A 16,271-nucleotide genomic window follows, 5' to 3' on the forward strand; every position below is an offset into this window, starting at 1 on the left:
CTGGTACTGTTCGCAGCGTCGGCAACGTGCGGACGATCAGGGAAGACGCCTCGTTGACCGCCCGGCCGCATGCGGCCCTGCCACGATCCCGTCGCCTCCTCTGAAGTACTCAGAGGAGCCCGTATGTCCCCGCTCGTCCCCGGATCCACTCCTTCGACCGCACCCGTCGTGGGCCCGCTCGCGGCGCTCCCCGTCGGGAGCACGGCCGTCGTGTACTGCGAGGGCCAGTTCGCCGAGCAGGACGGAAAGACCGCCAACGGGCTCGTCCGCCACTCCGAGCGGTACGAGATCCTCGCGGTGCTGGACAGCCGGCATGCCGGCGCGGACTCCGGCACGGTGCTCGACGGCCTCCCGAACGGCATCCCGGTCCTCTCCGACCTCGCCACCGCGATCCAGCACGCAGGGCGCGTACCGGACTACCTGATCTGCGGCGTGGCGCCCGCGGACGGGCTGCTGTCCGCGGAGCAGCGCGTGGTGCTCCTCGACGGGATCGCCCGCGGGATGCACATCATCAACGGGCTCCACGAGTTCCTCAACGACGACGTCGAGTTCGTCGCCGCGAGCCTGCTCGCCCGCGTGACGATCACGGACGTGCGCCGCCCGAAGGAGAAGAAGGACCTCCACCTCTTCTCGGGCCGCATCGACGGTGTCACGTGCCCTCGGATCGCCGTGCTGGGCACGGACGGCGCGATCGGCAAGCGGACTACCGCGACGCTGCTCGTGCAGGCGCTCACCGCCCGCGGCATCCGGGCCGTGATGGTCGGCACCGGCCAGACGACGCTCATCCAGGGCGGGAAGTACGGTGTCGCGCTCGACGCGCTCGTCCCGCAGTTCTGCTCCGGCGAGGTCGAGCACCAGGTCGTGACGGCGTTCGAGGAGGAGGACCCCGACGTCATCGTCGTCGAGGGCCAGGGCGCCCTGAGCCACCCCGCCTACCTCACCTCCGCGCACATCCTGCGCGGCAGCAGGCCCGAGGCCGTGATCGTGCAGCACGCCCCGCGCCGTACCGTGCTCGGCGACTTCCCCATGGTCGCGATGCCGACCGTCGCCTCCGAGGTCGCGCTCATCGAGGCCTTCGCCGACACGAAGGTCATCGGGATCACGGTCAACCACGAGGGCATGCACGGCGAGGAGATCGCCGACGCCGTCGACGAGATCGAGATCGAGCTCGGACTGCCCGCGACCGACCCGCTCACGCAGCCCCTCGACCGGCTCGTCGACATGGTCCTCGGCGCGCTGCCCGTGCTCGACGCGTCGCTCGCGTCGAGCGGACGGTGACCGCGCCCCGTCTCGAGATCGACCTCGCCGCCGTCGCGCACAACGCCCGCTCGCTCGTCGACCGGCTCGCGCCGCGCGGGATCCGGGTGACCGGTGTCTCCAAGGCGCTGCTCGGTGCGCCCGGGGTCGCGGGCGCCCTGCTGAGCGGCGGCGTGCTCGGTCTCGGCGATTCGCGCGTGGAGAACCTGGAGCGGCTGCGCGCCGGCGGGCTGCGCGACCCGCTGACCCTGATCCGCTCCCCCATGCTCAGCCAGGTCGCCCGCACCGTGCGGGTCGCCGGGTCGAGCCTGGTCACCGAGGCGGTCGTGCTCGACGCCCTCGGCGTGGCCGCCACCCGGCAGGGGCTCGTCCACGCCGTCGTCCTCATGGTCGAGCTCGGTGACCTGCGCGAGGGTGTGCCCGCCGACGAGGTCGCGGACCTCGCCCGCACGGTCGAGCACCGCACGGGTCTGCGGCTCGCCGGGATCGGCACCAACCTCGCGTGCCACAGCGGCGTCGTCCCCGACCAGCACAGCATGGACGAGCTCTCCCGCCTCGCCGAGAAGGTCGAGGCCGCGTGCGGGCACCCCCTGACGATCGTCTCCGGCGGGAACTCCGCCACCATCGACTGGGCGCTCAGCACCGCGGACGTGGGCCGGATCGACGAGCTGCGGCTCGGGGAGGCGATCCTGCTGGGCACCGAGCCCCTGCACCGCCGGGTGCTCGACGGGCTGCGCACCGACGCGTTCACCCTCGTCGCCGAGGTGATCGAGGCACGCCCCAAGCCGGCGCAGCCCTGGGGGGAGATCGCCCAGTCGGCGTTCGGTGCACCGCCCCGCAGGCCTGCGTCCGGCACGGTGAACCAGGTGATCGTCGCCCTCGGGCGCCAGGACACCGACCCGGACGGGCTGAGCCCACCCGACGGCGTCACCGTGCTCGGCACGAGCAGCGACCACCTCGTCCTCGACGTGGGCGACCACGACGTCTGCGTCGGCGACGAGATCTCGTTCGGTCTCGACTACGGCGCGCTGGTCCGCGCCGCGACGTCACCCTTCGTCACGTCGGTGGAGCACACTGCAGCGCTCTGAGCGCCTCCCTGCCCGGACCCCGACGACCGGTCGCCACGGAGCGAGCGGTCCAGGTCGAAGTGTCACACTCCGGGTCTCGGCGTGTCTTGAGGTGCCCGGCCCCGCACGCGGCCGAACCAGGGGGACCAGACAGATGAACGCGAAGCCCACGGTGGTCGTGCTCGGCGGCGGCTACGCCGGAACAGTCACGACGAGATCGCGGCCATCGTGGAGAAGTCCCCTGCCACGGCGCGCCAGTCCGCGCACCGTGCGCGCATGCACGTCCTCGCTCACCGCACCCGCTTCGCCCCCGTGAACCGCGAGCGGGCGAGGGCCGTGACCAGGCGATTCCTCGAGTCTGCAGCCACACCGGCGACCTGACGGCTCTCCTCGCCCCCGATGCCACCTGGATCAGCGACGGCGGTGGCAAGGTCAGTGCCGCCCGTCACCCGGTCGCCGGCGCCGATCGCGTGGCCCGCCTCGTGCTCGACCTGGTGCAGGGTGCTGCCGCGGGATTCACCGCCGAACCGGGGTTCCACAACGGATCCCCAGCTCTCGTTCTCCACCGCGGCGAGGTCTTGGACAGTATCGTCACGGTGGAGATCGACGACGGCCGGGTGGCGAACCTCTACGTCGTACGAAACCCGGACGAGCGACGAGACGTCCTGGGCACCAGAGCGATCTCGCACGTCGCGCAGCCGGGACCGGGACCGGGCGAGGATCTCCCGTGCCATGAGAAGAGGTGGGCCCGGAGGGACTCGAACCCCCGACATCCACGGTGTAAGCGTGGCGCTCTAACCAACTGAGCTACAGGCCCTGAAACGGCGGTGCACAGCCTACCGGGTCGTCGCGCCCCGGGTGGACGTTCGTCGACCGCGGCAGTGCCTCAGATCTGCGCCAGTGCGGCCCGGTACGCGTCGAGGTCACGACGCTGCCCGCGAGGGTTCACGACGGCCCAGCGCACGACGCCGTCGGGGTCGACGAGGAAGCTGCCACGCAGGGCGATGCCGTGGTCCTCGTCGAGCACCCCGTAGGCGCGGGCGACGTCGCCGTGCGGCCAGAAGTCCGAGAGCAGCTCGATACCGAGGCCCTCGTGCTCGGACCACGCCTTGAGGGAGAAGACGGCGTCGCAGGAGATCCCCAGCACCGTGACGCCCGCGCTCTCGAAGTCCTCGATGTTGTCGCGCAGCTCGCAGAGCTCGCCGGTGCACGTCGCGGAGAACGCGAAGGGGAAGAACACCAGGAGCACCGAGGTGCCCCGCAGGTCCGCGAGGTGCACGGGCGTCCCGTGCGTGTCGGGGAGCGTGAAGTCCGGTGCGGGGTCTCCCACACCCAGCACCGGTGCTCGCTGCGTCAGGGCGCTCATGCGTCCATGACCTGCAGGGTCGCCGTCAGCGTCCGCGACCGCGGTTGCCGAGCTTGGTCGCCGACCAGTCGGGGGCGATCGAGAACGTGCTCGTCGCGTGGAGACCCGCGGTCGTCGCCGCCTCCTGGATGTCGTTGTGCTCCACGTGCCCGCCGCGTCCCGGCTTGGGCGTGAAGAGCCAGATGCGTCCACCGTCGTCGAGCACGGTCTGGACGTCCACGAGCGTGTCGGTGAGGTCGCCGTCGTCCTCGCGCCACCACACGATCACCCCGTCGGTGACGTCGCCGTAGTCCTCGTCCACGAGCTCGCTGCCGACGTGCGCCTCGATCTCGGCCCGCAGGGCGTCGTCGACGTCGTCCCCCCAGCCGAACTCCTGAACTACATGGCCAGGGTCAAACCCCAGGCGGCCGGCACCCTGGGGGTCCGTGGTCGCTCCCACTTGTGTATCGTTCCCTTCCTCGTCGCGCATGGTGTCCTGACTGGCAAAGGTAGCCCACCGTACACGCGGCCGCCTTGGCAAGAGGGTGTCACGGACGGAGCCGGAACGCGTGCTCTGCCCGGCGTGGCGGCTCGTGTCGTACGACGTTCCGGGCTGTGTGTCATGGAGATCACGCCCTCTTGACCCCCCGTTGGTGTGACTTCCCCGCCAGATCAGAACAGAATGGGGAGACCACCCTGGTTCTGTGGAGTGCGCAGTCGCCACCAGCGGCCGCTCGCTCCACGTGCGGAGTGGCCCCGAGGTGAACGCTCACGGCCTACCGCGTCGTGAGAATCCGCTGACGCTCCGAACGAGATAAGAGGTTGCTGGTGGCTTCGTTTGACGAGACCGGACCGCTGATCAATGGTCTGCTCAGCCAGGTTCCGGACATCGACCCCGCCGAGACCGGCGAGTGGGTCGAGTCTCTGGATGGCCTGATCGACGACCGAGGGGGCCCGCGCGCCCGCTACGTCCTGCTCAACCTGCTCAAGCGCGCTCGGGAGCGCAACGTCGCCGTCCCGACGTCGGTGAACACGCCCTACGTGAACAGCATCGCCGTCCACGAGGAGCAGTACTTCCCCGGTGACGAGGCGCTCGAGCGCCGGTACCGTAGTTGGATCCGCTGGAACGCGGCCGTCATGGTCACGCGCGCGCAGCGGCCCGGCATCGGGGTCGGCGGGCACATCTCCTCCTACGCGTCGGTGGCGACGCTCTACGAGGTCGGGCTCAACCACTTCTTCCGCGGCAAGGACCACCCGGGCGGCGGAGACCAGATCTACTTCCAGGGCCACGCGTCACCGGGCGTGTACGCGCGGGCGTTCCTCGAGGGCCGCCTCTCGGCGCACCAGCTCGACGGGTTCCGGCAGGAGAAGTCGCACGCCGGGGGCGGGCTGCCCTCCTACCCGCACCCCCGGCTCATGCCGGACTTCTGGGAGTACCCCACGGTCTCCATGGGTCTCGGCCCCGCCAGTGCCATCTACCAGGCCTGGACGGACAAGTACCTGCACAACCGCGGTATCAAGGACACGAGCCAGCAGGACGTCTGGGCGTTCCTCGGTGACGGCGAGATGGACGAGCCCGAGTCGCGCGGCATGCTGCAGCTCGCCGCCCAGCAGGGCCTGGACAACCTCAACTTCGTCGTCAACTGCAACCTGCAGCGCCTGGACGGACCGGTCCGCGGCAACGGCAAGATCATCCAGGAGCTCGAGGCGTTCTTCCGCGGTGCGGGCTGGAACGTCATCAAGGTCATCTGGGGCCGCGAGTGGGACACCCTGCTCAACGCGGACAAGGACCGTGCGCTCGTCAACCTCATGAACGTCACTCCCGACGGCGACTTCCAGACCTACCGCGCCGAGTCCGGTGCGTTCATCCGCGAGCACTTCTTCGGTCGCGACCCGCGCACCAAGCAGCTCGTCGAGAACATGACGGACGACGACATCTGGAACCTCAAGCGCGGCGGGCACGACTACCGCAAGCTCTACGCGGCGTACTCCGCGGCCCGCGCCCACACGGGCCAGCCGACGGTCATCCTCGCGCACACCGTCAAGGGCTACGGCCTCGGCTCGACCTTCGCGGGCCGCAACGCGACGCACCAGATGAAGAAGGTCGGCCTCGCGGACCTCAAGACGCTGCGCGACTCGCTGCGGATCCCGATCACGGACGAGGAGCTCGACGCCAACCCGTACGAGCCGCCGTACTTCCACCCGGGCGAGGACGCCCCGGAGATCAGGTACATGCTCGACCGTCGCCGTCAGCTCGGCGGGTTCGTCCCGGAGCGGCGCTCGTCGCCGGCCGCGGTGACGCTCCCGGGCGACAAGACGTACGAGGTCCTCAAGAAGGGCTCGGGCAACCAGGAGATCGCCACCACGATGGCGTTCGTCCGCCTGCTCAAGGACCTCATCAAGGGCAAGGAGTTCGGCAAGCGCATCGTGCCGATCATCCCCGACGAGGCACGCACCTTCGGGCTGGACTCGATCTTCCCGTCGGCGAAGATCTTCAACACCCAGGGGCAGAACTACCTCGCCGTGGACCGCGAGCTCATGCTGAGCTACAAGGAGTCCGAGTCCGGGCAGATCATGCACACCGGCATCAACGAGGCCGGATCAGCGGCCGCGTTCCAGGCGGTCGGCACGTCCTACGCCACGCAGGGCGAGGTGATGGTCCCGTTCTACATCTTCTACTCGATGTTCGGGTTCCAGCGGACCGGCGACCAGTTCTGGGCCGCGGGCGACCAGCTGACCCGCGGGTTCATCATCGGCGCGACCGCGGGCCGCACCACCCTCACGGGTGAGGGCCTGCAGCACGCCGACGGCCACTCGCCGCTCCTCGCGGGCACCAACACGGCGATCGTCCAGTACGACCCCGCGTTCGGCTACGAGATCCGCCATATCGTGCGTGACGGGATCGAGCGCATGTACGGCGACGGCTCCGACCGCCGCGACCAGAACGTCATGTACTACCTCACGGTGTACAACGAGCCGATGGTCCAGCCGGCCGAGCCGGAGGACGTCGACGTCGAGGGCATCCTGCGTGGTATCCACCGCGTGTCGGTGTCCGACGCCGAGGGCCCCAAGGCGCAGATCCTCGCCTCGGGCGTGGGCGTGCCGTGGGCGATGGAGGCCCAGCAACTCCTCCGTGAGGACTGGGGCGTCGCGGCCGACGTGTGGAGCGTCACGAGCTGGAACGAGCTGCGTCGCGACGGTCTCGCGGCCGAGCAGCACGCGTTCCTCAACCCGGCCGACGAGCCGCGCGTGCCCTACGTGACGGCCAAGCTGCAGGGCGCAGAGGGGCCGTTCGTCGCGACGAGCGACTTCGACCACCTCGTCCCGGACCAGATCCGCCAGTGGGTGCCGGGCGACTACGCGGTGCTCGGTGCGGACGGCTTCGGCTTCTCCGACACGCGTGCCGCAGCCCGACGCCACTTCAAGATCGACGGCCCGTCCGTCGTCGTGCGGGTGCTCCAGCAGCTCGCCAAGCGCGGAGAGGTCGCGGCGGACGCCGCGGCCACGGCGATCGAGAAGTACCGCCTGATGGACGTCAACGCCGGGACCTCCGGCAACGCGGGCGGCGAGGCCTGACGGGCCGCTCCGCCGACACGACGGCGCCCGCTCACCGATCCGGTGAGCGGGCGCCGTCGTGTCGGGCGCTGGAGCCGGGCGGGCGGGTCGCCGCACGCGGCTCCTACGTGGTGGCCTTGCCCTGCTCGGCCTGCGCCACGGCGCGCTCGAGGTCGGGGGCCAGCTGCTCGACCGCCTTCGCGTCGGGGTGCAGGCGCATGGACTGCAGATGGTGGCGGGCTTCGAGGACCCGATCGGCGTCCAACGCCGCGAGGACGAGCTGTCGACCCGCCTCCGGGGAGTGCTCGCGGGCCCGCCAGTGCCCGACACCCAGGCCGAGCGCCTCGACGGGCAGCCCGACACCGCGCAGCACCTCGAGCGACTGCGTGAGCGCGTGGCCGGACGGGTCGCGCTCGGCGGCCGTCGAGAAGCGGCGTACGGCACCCTCGAGATCGTCGTCGAGCGAGAGCCGCCCGAGCTCGACGAGCGGGTACCACCCCTTGGGGTGCCCCGCGAGCTCCTCGGCGAGGGCCCACACGGCGAGGTCCGCCGCGCGCTGCTTCTCCTGCTCGTCGGGCGGCGCGGCCAGCGGGTCGTCGGACCCGTGGGACTCGGCCGCGCGCCGACGTACGATCTCGGCGAGCGCCTGGAAGGCCCGCTCGTTGTTGGGGTCGTCCACGAGCATCGCCCGCAGGGCGTCCTCGTGGACCGCGTCACCGCGCCGTTCCTGGGACGTGGGTCGGCGGACACCGACGGTCGACGCCGACGAGGGGCGTCGCATGAGCTGTCGCAGACGGGGCATCAGAGCCATGCACCGACCCTATCCGGTCCCGTCCACGCTCACGCGATGGCGCTGATCGGCGGACACCCTTTGTGGACTCTCCACAACGGGCGTGCGTATGCTCGGCGTCGTGACGACGACCGGCAGCTCGGACAACCTGCAGCGCGTCCGTGACGGCAGCGGCCTCCTCACGGCGGCCGCGCTCCGTCGGCTGGACGAGGACCTCGCGTGGTACCGCGAGCTGCCCGCGGAGGACCGGTCGTACGTCGGCCTCGTCGCCCAGTCGGGCATCACGGCGTTCGTCACCTGGTACGCGAACCCGCTCTCCCCTCCGCACGGCGTCAGCGAGATCTTCGCCGCGGCGCCCCCCGAGCTGACTCGGTCGATCTCCCTGCAGCACACCCTGCAGCTCGTGCGCATCGTGGTGGAGGTCGTCGAGGCCTACTCGGACCAGCTCGCGGTACCGGGCGGCGAACGCGACCTGCGCGAGGCGGTCCTGCGGTACTCGCGCGAGGTCGCGTTCTCGGCCGCCGAGGTGTATGCCAGGGCGGCGGAGGTCCGGGGCGCGTGGGACGCGCGCCTGGAGGCGCTCGTCGTGGACGCGCTGGTGCGAGGGGACACCGACGACTCGCTGAGCTCTCGCGTCTCCGCGCTGGGCTGGGGCGGTCGCGGCTCCGTGCTCGTGGTCGTCGGCACGACGGCGTCGCACCTCGACGAGGTCAAGACCGCGGAGCTGCGGCGCGCGACCCGCCGCGCGGCCGGTGACGCGCTCGTCGGGATCCACGGCAACCGGCTCGTCCTGGTGCTCGGCGGCGAGGGCGACCTGCAGGCCGCGGCCGCCTCGCTCCTGCCCCGGTTCGGACCAGGCCCGGTGGTCATCGGCCCGACCGTCTCCGACCTCGACGACGCGCCGCGCTCGGCGCAGGCCGCGCTCGCGGGGCTCGCGTCCGCCCGTGCGTGGCCGCAGGCGCCGCGCCCGGTCCTGGCGGACGACCTGCTGCCCGAGCGGGTCCTGACGGGCGACGCGACCGCGCGGCGCACCCTGGTCGCCCAGGCCTACCGGCCGCTCGCGGAGAGCACGGGCGCGATCCTCGAGACGCTGTCGGCCTACCTGGGGACGGGCCGCTCGCTCGAGGCAGCCGCCCGCACGCTGTACGTCCACCCGAACACCGTGCGCTACCGTCTGCGCAAGGTCTCCGAGATCACCGGCTGGGACCCTCTCGACGCCCGGGAGTCCTTCGTCCTGCAGATCGCCCTCGCGCTGGGGCAGCTCGCGACGCCGCGCTGAGAGCTCGTGCACGAGCCACCGCACCGTCCTTGTAGGGTCTGCACAAAGCGCTCCCACAACCTTGGTGCCCGTCGTGACGTCACGCGACGCGGGTGAGGCGGCACAGTTGACGGGTGCTCGCCGTCTTGTGCCCTGGACAGGGCTCCCAGTCCCCCGGAATGCTCAGCCCTTGGCTCGAGCTGCCCGGCGTCGCCGACCAGCTCGCCGCCTTCGGTGAGGCCGCCGACCTCGACCTGCGCGTGCACGGGACGGAGTCCGACGCGGACACGATCCGTGACACCGCGGTCGCGCAGCCGCTGATCGTCTCGGCGTCCCTCGTGGCGCTGCGCGCGATACTCGACGGCCGCGACGCGACCGAGGTCGCCGACGTCACCGCCGGGCACTCGGTCGGCGAGTTCGCCGCCGCCGCGGTGGCAGGCGTGTTCGACGACGCCGGCGCCGTCGCGCTCGTCGCGGCCCGGGCCCGGTTCATGGCGGAGGCCGCCGCCTCGACGCCGTCGGGCATGAGCGCCGTGCTGGGCGGTGACGCCGAGGAGGTCCTCGCCGCGATCGAGTCCGCGGGGCTGTGGCCCGCCAACGTCAACGGAGGCGGGCAGGTCGTCGCCGCCGGATCGCTCGACGGGCTCGCCGCCCTCGGGACCGAGCCCCCCACCAAGGCGCGCGTCATCGCGCTGCAGGTCGCCGGTGCGTTCCACACCCCGTACATGGAGTCGGCCCGTCAGGCGTTCGAGCCCGTCGCCACCACCTGGGCCGCTCAGGACCCGCGCCTGCCGTACCTGTCCAACGCGGACGGGCTCACGTACGCCGACGTCTCCGGCGCCACGAACGGATACGGCGCGGCGGCAGACGTCCTGGCGCGGCTCGCCGCACAGATCGCCGCTCCGGTCCGCTGGGACCTGTGCCAGGCCTCGCTCGCGGCGCTCGGCGTCACAGGTCTCCTGGAGCTCGCCCCCGGCGGCGTCCTCACCGGCCTCGCGCGGCGCGCGCTGCCCGGGGTGGAGACGGTCGCCGTGAAGACACCGGCAGACCTCGACAAGGCACGCGACCTGATCGCCCGGCACTCGGTGGCCGGCGGCGCACCCCGCACCGCGGAGACCCTCGCGTGAGCGGCGCGACCATCCGGCAGGCCACAGGCCCGGCCTACTCCCGCATCCTCGGCATCGGTGGTGTCCGCGGCGAGAACGTCGTGACGAACGACGACGTCGCCGGGCCCATCGACTCCTCCGACGAGTGGATCCGGCAGCGCACCGGGATCGTCACGCGCCGCCGCGCCGGTGCGCAGACCACGGTGCTCGACCTCTCCGAGGCAGCAGCCCGCAAGGCGCTCGACGCGGCGGGGCTCAGCGGCGACGACATCGACGCTGTGATCGTCTCGACCGTCACCTACTTCCACCAGACGCCGGCCGCCGCCGCCGTCCTGGCCGACCGGCTGGGTGCCACGCCTGCCGCCGCGTTCGACGTCTCGGCCGCGTGCGCCGGGTACACCTACGGCATCGCGCAGGCCGACGCGCTCGTCCGCTCGGGCACGGCCCGCCACGTCCTGGTCGTCGGCGCGGAGAAGATGAGCGACTTCATCGACCCGACCGACCGCAGCATCTCCTTCCTGCTCGGTGACGGCGCGGGCGCCGCGATCGTCGGCCCGTCCGACACCCCGGGCATCGGCCCGACGGTGTGGGGTTCCGACGGCGGCAAGGCGCAGGCGATCCGGCAGACCCACGCGTGGTCGGACCTGCGTGAGGATCCCGAGCTGGGCTGGCCGACACTGCGCCAGGACGGTCAGACCGTCTTCAAGTGGGCGAGCTTCCAGATGGCACCGATCGCGGCGAAGGCGATGGCCGAGGCCGGCGTCAGCCCGGGCGACATCGGCGCGTTCGTCCCGCACCAGGCGAACATGCGGATCATCGACCAGATGATCAAGCAGCTCGCCCTGCCCGACTCCGTCGCGGTCGCCCGTGACATCGCCGAGACCGGCAACACGTCGGCCGCGTCGATCCCGCTGGCGACCGAGCGGTTGCTCGCCGAGGGCCAGGTCGGCTCCGGCGATCTCGCCCTCCAGATCGGCTTCGGCGCGGGTCTGGTCTACGCGGCGCAGGTGATCGTCCTCCCGTAGGGGAGAATCACCCCTGAACGGACGGCGGGACACCACCCTCGGGTGTGGCGCACCCGCCGGACAGAAGTTCCCGAACAGCTCAACCGAACGGGCCGGGCAGCGTCCCGGACCAACATGAAGGAGAGACCCATGGCTTACACGGATCAGGAAGTTCTCGCCGGACTGGCGGAGATCGTCAGCGAGGAGACCGGCCTCCCGACGGACGCCGTCCTCCTCGAGAAGTCGTTCACCGACGACCTCGACATCGACTCCCTGTCGATGATGACGATCGTCACGCACGCTGAGGACAAGTTCGGCGTGCGCATCCCCGACGAGGACGTGAAGAACCTCACCACCGTCGGCGACGCCGTGACGTACATCACCGGCGCGCAGGCCTGAGTCATCGCCGGGCCCTCCTGAGGGCCCGCCCGGACGGGTCGGTGCCTGGCACCGACCCGTCCGACCCCCCCGAACCCCAGACCTCAGGGAGAAGCCATGTCCTCCGTTCCCGACGTCGTCGTCACCGGCCTCGGCGCCACCACGCCGCTCGGCGGGGACGTGGCGACCACCTGGGCCGCAGCCCTCGCCGGCGAGTCCGGCGCCCGCACCCTCGAGAACGACTGGGCCGAGACGTACGGCATCCCGGTGACGTTCGCCGCGCAGATCAAGGTCGCCCCGGACCAGGTGCTGGCGCGCCCCGAGCTCAAGCGGATGGACCCGTCGACGCAGTACGCGATGATCGCGACACGGGAGGCCTGGGCCGATGCCGGCAGCCCCGAGGTCGACGGCGAGCGGCTCGGCGCCGTGGTCTCCTCGGGGATCGGCGGCATCTGGACCACGCTCGACGGGTGGGACACCCTGCGCGAGCGCGGTGCCCGTCGCATGCTGCCCATGACGGTGCCGATGCTCATGCCCAACTCCCCCGTCGCGTACGTCTCCCTCGAGCTCGGTGCCCAGGCAGGCGCGCACGCGCTCGTCTCGGCCTGCGCATCGGGTGCCGAGGCCATCGGCTACGGCGTGGACATGATCCGCTCCGGTCGCGCCGACGTCGTCGTCGCCGGTGGTACCGAGGCCACGATCCACCCCATGCCCATGGCCGCGTTCGCCGCATCCCGCACGCTCTCGCTGCGCAACGACGACCCGCAGGGCGCCTCGCGACCCTACGACGTCCAACGGGACGGGTTCGTCCTGGGTGAGGGCGCCGGCGTCGTGGTCCTCGAGAGCGCGGAGCACGCTGCCGCCCGTGGCGCACGCGTCTATGCGCGGCTCGCGGGCGTCGGGCTGTCCGCCGACGCCTACCACATCACGTCCCCCGACCCCGAGGGGCGCGGCCAGGTCGCCGCGATGCGGCGGGCGCTCGCCGAGGCCGGTGTCGCGCACCACGACGTGGTGCACGTCAACGCGCACGCGACCTCGACGAAGGTCGGCGACCTCACCGAGACCCGGTCCATCCGGAGCGTCCTCGGCTCGGACACCGACCATGTCGCACTCTCCGCCACGAAGTCCATGACCGGCCACCTGCTCGGCGGCGCCGGCGCGCTCGAGACGATCTTCGCCGTCAAGGCCGTGCACGAGCGTCTCGCGCCGCCGACCATCAACGTCACCGAGCCCGACCCGGAGCTCGAGGTGCCGCTCGTCCGGGACACACCCCAGAAGCTGCCGGACGGCGACATCGCCGCCATCAACAACTCGTTCGGGTTCGGCGGACACAACGTCGCACTCGTCGTGACGAGCGCCTGAGGCGAGTCTCGACGACCTGCCCGAACACCCCAGGAGGGCCCGGCGATGCCGGGCCCTCCTGCCTTGCGTGGACCACGGCGAGTGGACAGCGGATGCCCGTATCCTGACATGGACAAACGTCCAGTTTGCCCAATCGTAACTGTCCGATTTACGGCTATATCTACTGAATCTATCGGGCATTTGGGTCTTCACATCTCCTGCACACACTTTTCACCCGTCATCGGGCTCCCCCCCGGTCGTGCGACTCACGGGACCTTCCTACCGTGCAGTACGTGACGTCCGGCTCTGGTCGGCGTCACACCCGTGTTCCCCGTGAAAGGACAAGGCTGTGACCCGAGCTCTGCACAGAAGACCTTCCGACCGACCACCGTCCCGGCTCAAGCGCAACGTCGCGCTCGTGACCGTCACCGGCGTCATCGGCGCCGCCGCGTTCGCGGCAGGTGCGGCGAACGCGGCCCCCACCGACGTCTCCGAGGCGGAGGGGACGTTCCTCGGCGGCGCGGTAGCCGGCGTCGACCTCGACAACCTCGCCGCGATCACCAACGCGTACGCGGAGAACCCGAGCGGGACCCACCCTGAGGACTCGCAACCGCTCGGTGCCGAGGTGCTGAACTCGCTCGGCGTCGAGATCTCCGGCGGGATCCAGCTCTTCGGGGAGAACGGCATCATCGAGCTGGGCGCCGTCAACCAGTTCGCCGTGGCGAACGACGACGGGTCGGCGGAAGCGGCATCCGGTGCAGTGACGAACGACGGCGGGATCGCGATCGGAGGCGACGGCGCACCGCTGTCCGACGCGTCCGTCAACCTGACGCCGCTCGTCGACCCTCTCTCGCTCGGCACGGTCTCCGAGCTCGGGCTCACGCTCGGCGCGCTCTCCGCGACGGCCGAGCACACCCCGCCGGCCGCAGCCACCGGCGACTACCAGATCGCCGGTGCTGACCTCCAGCTGACGAGCCCGCTCGTCAGCGAGGTGTACACCGAGCTGTCGACGCAGATCGGCGGTGTGCAGACGTCGCTCGACGGACTGAGCGCAGCGACGACGAGCGCGCTGAACGACCTCCTGAACGTCAATCTCCTCCTGGTGCGGACCCAGGGCGACGGCGTCCAGTTCACCGCACCTGACGTCACCGCGCTGCTTCCCGAAGGGTTCGTGGGCGACGGTGCGGTGCAGGTCAACCTCGAGACCGGACAGGTCATCGTCGACATCGAGCAGCTGCTCGCTGACGACCCGACCCTGCCGGATCTCAACGACCTCCCGGAGAACTACGAGATCCTCTCCGGCCCCGTGCTCGCGGCGATCTCCGACGCGATCACCTCGACGATCACCTCGATCGTCACGGACGTCACGACCGATGTCCGGGCCGCGGTCGAGACGGCGAGCCTGTCCGTCGACCTGAACCTCCAGGTCTTCTCCGTCGTCACGTGGCTCAACGTCGTCTCGCTGAGCCTCGATGCGCCGCTGTCGGCGATCAACGACGGCACCGCAAGCTTCTCCGTGGACGTCCTGGGTTCGACCGCTCTGGTCAACACCCTGCTGGCCACGCTGGGCTTCGGGACCGTGGACGACCTGGCGAGCGGGCTGCTCAACGCCGTGCTCGGCACCGTCGGGACGGTCTTCGACACCGTCGACGCGCTGGAGAGCACTCTCGATACCATCACGTCGGGCCTCGCCATCGACGTCGTCGGGCCCGTGCTGGACGTCCTGACGAACGTCGTCTCGCTCACCGGCAACGTGGTCGAGCGGCCTGGTGACCTCCCGCCGCACGACCCGTCGGGCACGGAGTCCTTCACCCAACGCGCCGTGACCCTCGCGCTGCTTCCCACGCTCGCTCCGCCGGCCGCCGAGGTGCACCTGGCCTCCGCGACCGTCCGCGGCTCAGAGGTCGCCGAGATCGACCCGGCCATCGCTGTCGACCCGGGGACGGTCGCTCCTGGTGACTCGACCACGGTCGACGGCACGGGATGGCCGCCGAACTCGACCGTCACGGTCGAGCTGCTCGACCCTGAGGGTGTGGTCGTCGCGACCGTCGAGGACGTTCCCACGGACGAGGAGGGGAACTTCACCACCCCGATCACCGTCCCGGGTGGCTCTGTCGACGGCGCGTACACCGTCGTCGCGAGCGATGACGACGGCAACACCGCCGAGGCCCCGCTGGCAGTCGAGGACGACGGCACGGAGGTCGACGGCACCGAGGTCGACGGCACCGAGGTCGACGGCACCGAGGTCGACGGCACCGAGGTCGACGGCACCGAGGTCGACGGCACCGAGGTCGACGGCACCGAGGTCGACGGCACCGAGGTCGACGGCACCGAGGTCGACGGCACCGAGGTCGACGGCACCGAGGTCGACGGCACCGAGGTCGACGGCCCCGGGGAGCCCGCGGAGCCTACCGTCACGGTCGACCCCGACACGGCACAGCCTGGAGACACGGTCACGGTGACCGGCGAGGGCTGGCCCGCGAACTCGACCGTCACGGTCGTGATCGAGGACGAGGACGGCAACGAGGTCCTGGTCGTCGAGAACGTCCCGACGGACTCCGAGGGCAACTTCAGCATCGACGTCGAGGTCCCCGACGACGCGACGGCCGGTGTGTACACCGTCTACGCGTTCGACGAGGAGAACGAGGCGTTCGACCTGCTGACGGTCACCGTCCCGAGCGTGGGCGACCGTGAGCTCACGTCGTCCGTGACCGAGCCGCGCCTCCAGCGCGGCGAGGTGCAGACCTTCATCGCGTCGGGCTTCGAGCCGGGTGAGATGGTCAGCGGACTCGTGGAGTCGAGTCACACCATCGCGCTGCCTGCCCAGGCGGCGAACGACGACGGCAGCGTGTCGTGGACGTTCGTGGTACCGGCGGGCTTCGAGCTGGGGACGCACACGGCGACCGCGACGAGCGACGAGGTCGGCGACTCGACCGCGTCGTCGTTCGAGGTCTACATGACGAGCACCGCCACCCCGGGTGGCGGCACGTCGACCGGTGGCACGTCGACCGGCGGCGGTTCGCTCGCTCGCACCGGTTCCGACTCGGCACCGATGATCCTCCTGGCCGCTCTCGGTCTCATCGCGGCGGGTACGGCTGTCCGCTACGGTGTGGGCCGGGCCCGCGCTACGCAGGGCTGATCGGGGGCCTTCGGGCTCCCCGTGACGTCTG

At 71.1% G+C, this 16,271-nt stretch carries 13 protein-coding genes and 1 tRNA gene; 9 read left to right on the forward strand and 5 right to left on the reverse strand.

All coding sequences use genetic code 11. From position 1 onward, the window contains the following. Positions 1-123 precede the first annotated feature (123 nt). Positions 124-1,278 carry an N-acetyltransferase DgcN family protein gene (locus OHL10_RS09740; protein WP_265522015.1) on the forward strand — a complete coding sequence of 385 codons (1,155 nt, stop codon included), beginning with the start codon at positions 124-126 and terminating at the stop codon, positions 1,276-1,278. Next, positions 1,275-2,345 (forward strand): alanine/ornithine racemase family PLP-dependent enzyme, encoded by a 1,071-nt coding sequence (locus OHL10_RS09745; RefSeq protein ID WP_265522016.1) that lies wholly within the window; start codon positions 1,275-1,277, stop codon positions 2,343-2,345. Before OHL10_RS09740 ends, OHL10_RS09745 begins: the two co-directional genes overlap by 4 nt. Before the next feature lie 269 nt (positions 2,346-2,614). Here OHL10_RS09745 and OHL10_RS09750 read toward each other — a convergent pair whose 3' ends face one another. The 4 genes from OHL10_RS09750 to OHL10_RS09765 form a co-directional block, all read right to left on the reverse strand. Continuing rightward, a complete protein-coding gene (locus OHL10_RS09750) occupies positions 2,615-2,863 on the reverse strand; it encodes a hypothetical protein (RefSeq protein WP_265522017.1) in 249 nt (82 codons plus the stop codon). A gap of 204 nt (positions 2,864-3,067) precedes the next feature. Beyond that, positions 3,068-3,141: transfer RNA gene (locus OHL10_RS09755), tRNA-Val, on the reverse strand. Between the two features lie 69 nt (positions 3,142-3,210). Continuing rightward, a complete protein-coding gene (locus tag OHL10_RS09760) occupies positions 3,211-3,690 on the reverse strand; it encodes a peroxiredoxin (RefSeq protein WP_265522018.1) in 480 nt (159 codons plus the stop codon). 25 nt (positions 3,691-3,715) lie between these two features. Beyond that, positions 3,716-4,129, reverse strand: a complete 414-nt coding sequence (locus OHL10_RS09765; protein ID WP_265522019.1) for a DUF3052 domain-containing protein — start codon at positions 4,127-4,129, stop codon at positions 3,716-3,718. A gap of 368 nt (positions 4,130-4,497) precedes the next feature. Here OHL10_RS09765 and aceE point away from each other — a divergent pair, with 368 nt between their 5' ends. Continuing rightward, complete coding sequence (gene aceE, locus OHL10_RS09770) at positions 4,498-7,245, forward strand: pyruvate dehydrogenase (acetyl-transferring), homodimeric type (protein ID WP_265522020.1); 2,748 nt, start codon at positions 4,498-4,500, stop codon at positions 7,243-7,245. 103 nt (positions 7,246-7,348) lie between these two features. Here the strand turns inward: aceE and OHL10_RS09775 are convergent, their stop codons facing one another. Beyond that, a complete protein-coding gene (locus tag OHL10_RS09775; protein WP_265522021.1) occupies positions 7,349-8,035 on the reverse strand; it encodes a hypothetical protein in 687 nt (228 codons plus the stop codon). A gap of 88 nt (positions 8,036-8,123) precedes the next feature. Here OHL10_RS09775 and OHL10_RS09780 point away from each other — a divergent pair, with 88 nt between their 5' ends. The 6 genes from OHL10_RS09780 (at position 8,124) to OHL10_RS09805 (ending at position 16,240) form a co-directional block, all read left to right on the forward strand. Beyond that, complete coding sequence (locus OHL10_RS09780) at positions 8,124-9,293, forward strand: PucR family transcriptional regulator (RefSeq protein ID WP_425498996.1); 1,170 nt, start codon at positions 8,124-8,126, stop codon at positions 9,291-9,293. A 113-nt stretch (positions 9,294-9,406) separates the two neighbouring features. Further along, positions 9,407-10,399 carry an ACP S-malonyltransferase gene (locus tag OHL10_RS09785; RefSeq protein WP_265522023.1) on the forward strand — a complete coding sequence of 331 codons (993 nt, stop codon included), beginning with the start codon at positions 9,407-9,409 and terminating at the stop codon, positions 10,397-10,399. Continuing rightward, complete coding sequence (locus OHL10_RS09790; protein ID WP_265522024.1) at positions 10,396-11,403, forward strand: beta-ketoacyl-ACP synthase III; 1,008 nt, start codon at positions 10,396-10,398, stop codon at positions 11,401-11,403. Before OHL10_RS09785 ends, OHL10_RS09790 begins: the two co-directional genes overlap by 4 nt. 129 nt (positions 11,404-11,532) lie before the next feature. Further along, positions 11,533-11,781 carry an acyl carrier protein gene (locus OHL10_RS09795; RefSeq protein WP_265522025.1) on the forward strand — a complete coding sequence of 83 codons (249 nt, stop codon included), beginning with the start codon at positions 11,533-11,535 and terminating at the stop codon, positions 11,779-11,781. Positions 11,782-11,877: 96 nt separating this feature from the next. Beyond that, positions 11,878-13,122: a beta-ketoacyl-[acyl-carrier-protein] synthase family protein gene (locus OHL10_RS09800; protein ID WP_265522026.1), complete on the forward strand. Its 1,245-nt coding sequence runs from the start codon at positions 11,878-11,880 to the stop codon at positions 13,120-13,122. Positions 13,123-13,450: 328 nt separating this feature from the next. Further along, the gene (locus OHL10_RS09805) at positions 13,451-16,240 is read left to right on the forward strand and encodes a choice-of-anchor G family protein (protein WP_265522027.1); all 2,790 of its coding nucleotides are present in this window, start codon (positions 13,451-13,453) and stop codon (positions 16,238-16,240) included. Positions 16,241-16,271: the final 31 nt, after the last annotated feature.

The organism is Oerskovia flava, from assembly GCF_026163685.1.
Taxonomy (GTDB): domain Bacteria; phylum Actinomycetota; class Actinomycetes; order Actinomycetales; family Cellulomonadaceae; genus Oerskovia_A; species Oerskovia_A flava.

Excerpts from the sequence above, each read along its gene's own strand:
- OHL10_RS09740 (WP_265522015.1), top strand. The coding sequence starts at position 124 with ATGTCCCCGCTCGTCCCCGGATCCACTCCTTCGACCGCACCCGTCGTG.
- OHL10_RS09760 (WP_265522018.1), bottom strand. The coding sequence starts at position 3,690 with ATGAGCGCCCTGACGCAGCGAGCACCGGTGCTGGGTGTGGGAGACCCC.
- OHL10_RS09775 (WP_265522021.1), bottom strand. The coding sequence starts at position 8,035 with ATGGCTCTGATGCCCCGTCTGCGACAGCTCATGCGACGCCCCTCGTCG.
- OHL10_RS09780 (WP_425498996.1), top strand. The coding sequence starts at position 8,124 with ATGCTCGGCGTCGTGACGACGACCGGCAGCTCGGACAACCTGCAGCGC.
- OHL10_RS09795 (WP_265522025.1), top strand. The coding sequence starts at position 11,533 with ATGGCTTACACGGATCAGGAAGTTCTCGCCGGACTGGCGGAGATCGTC.
- OHL10_RS09800 (WP_265522026.1), top strand. The coding sequence starts at position 11,878 with ATGTCCTCCGTTCCCGACGTCGTCGTCACCGGCCTCGGCGCCACCACG.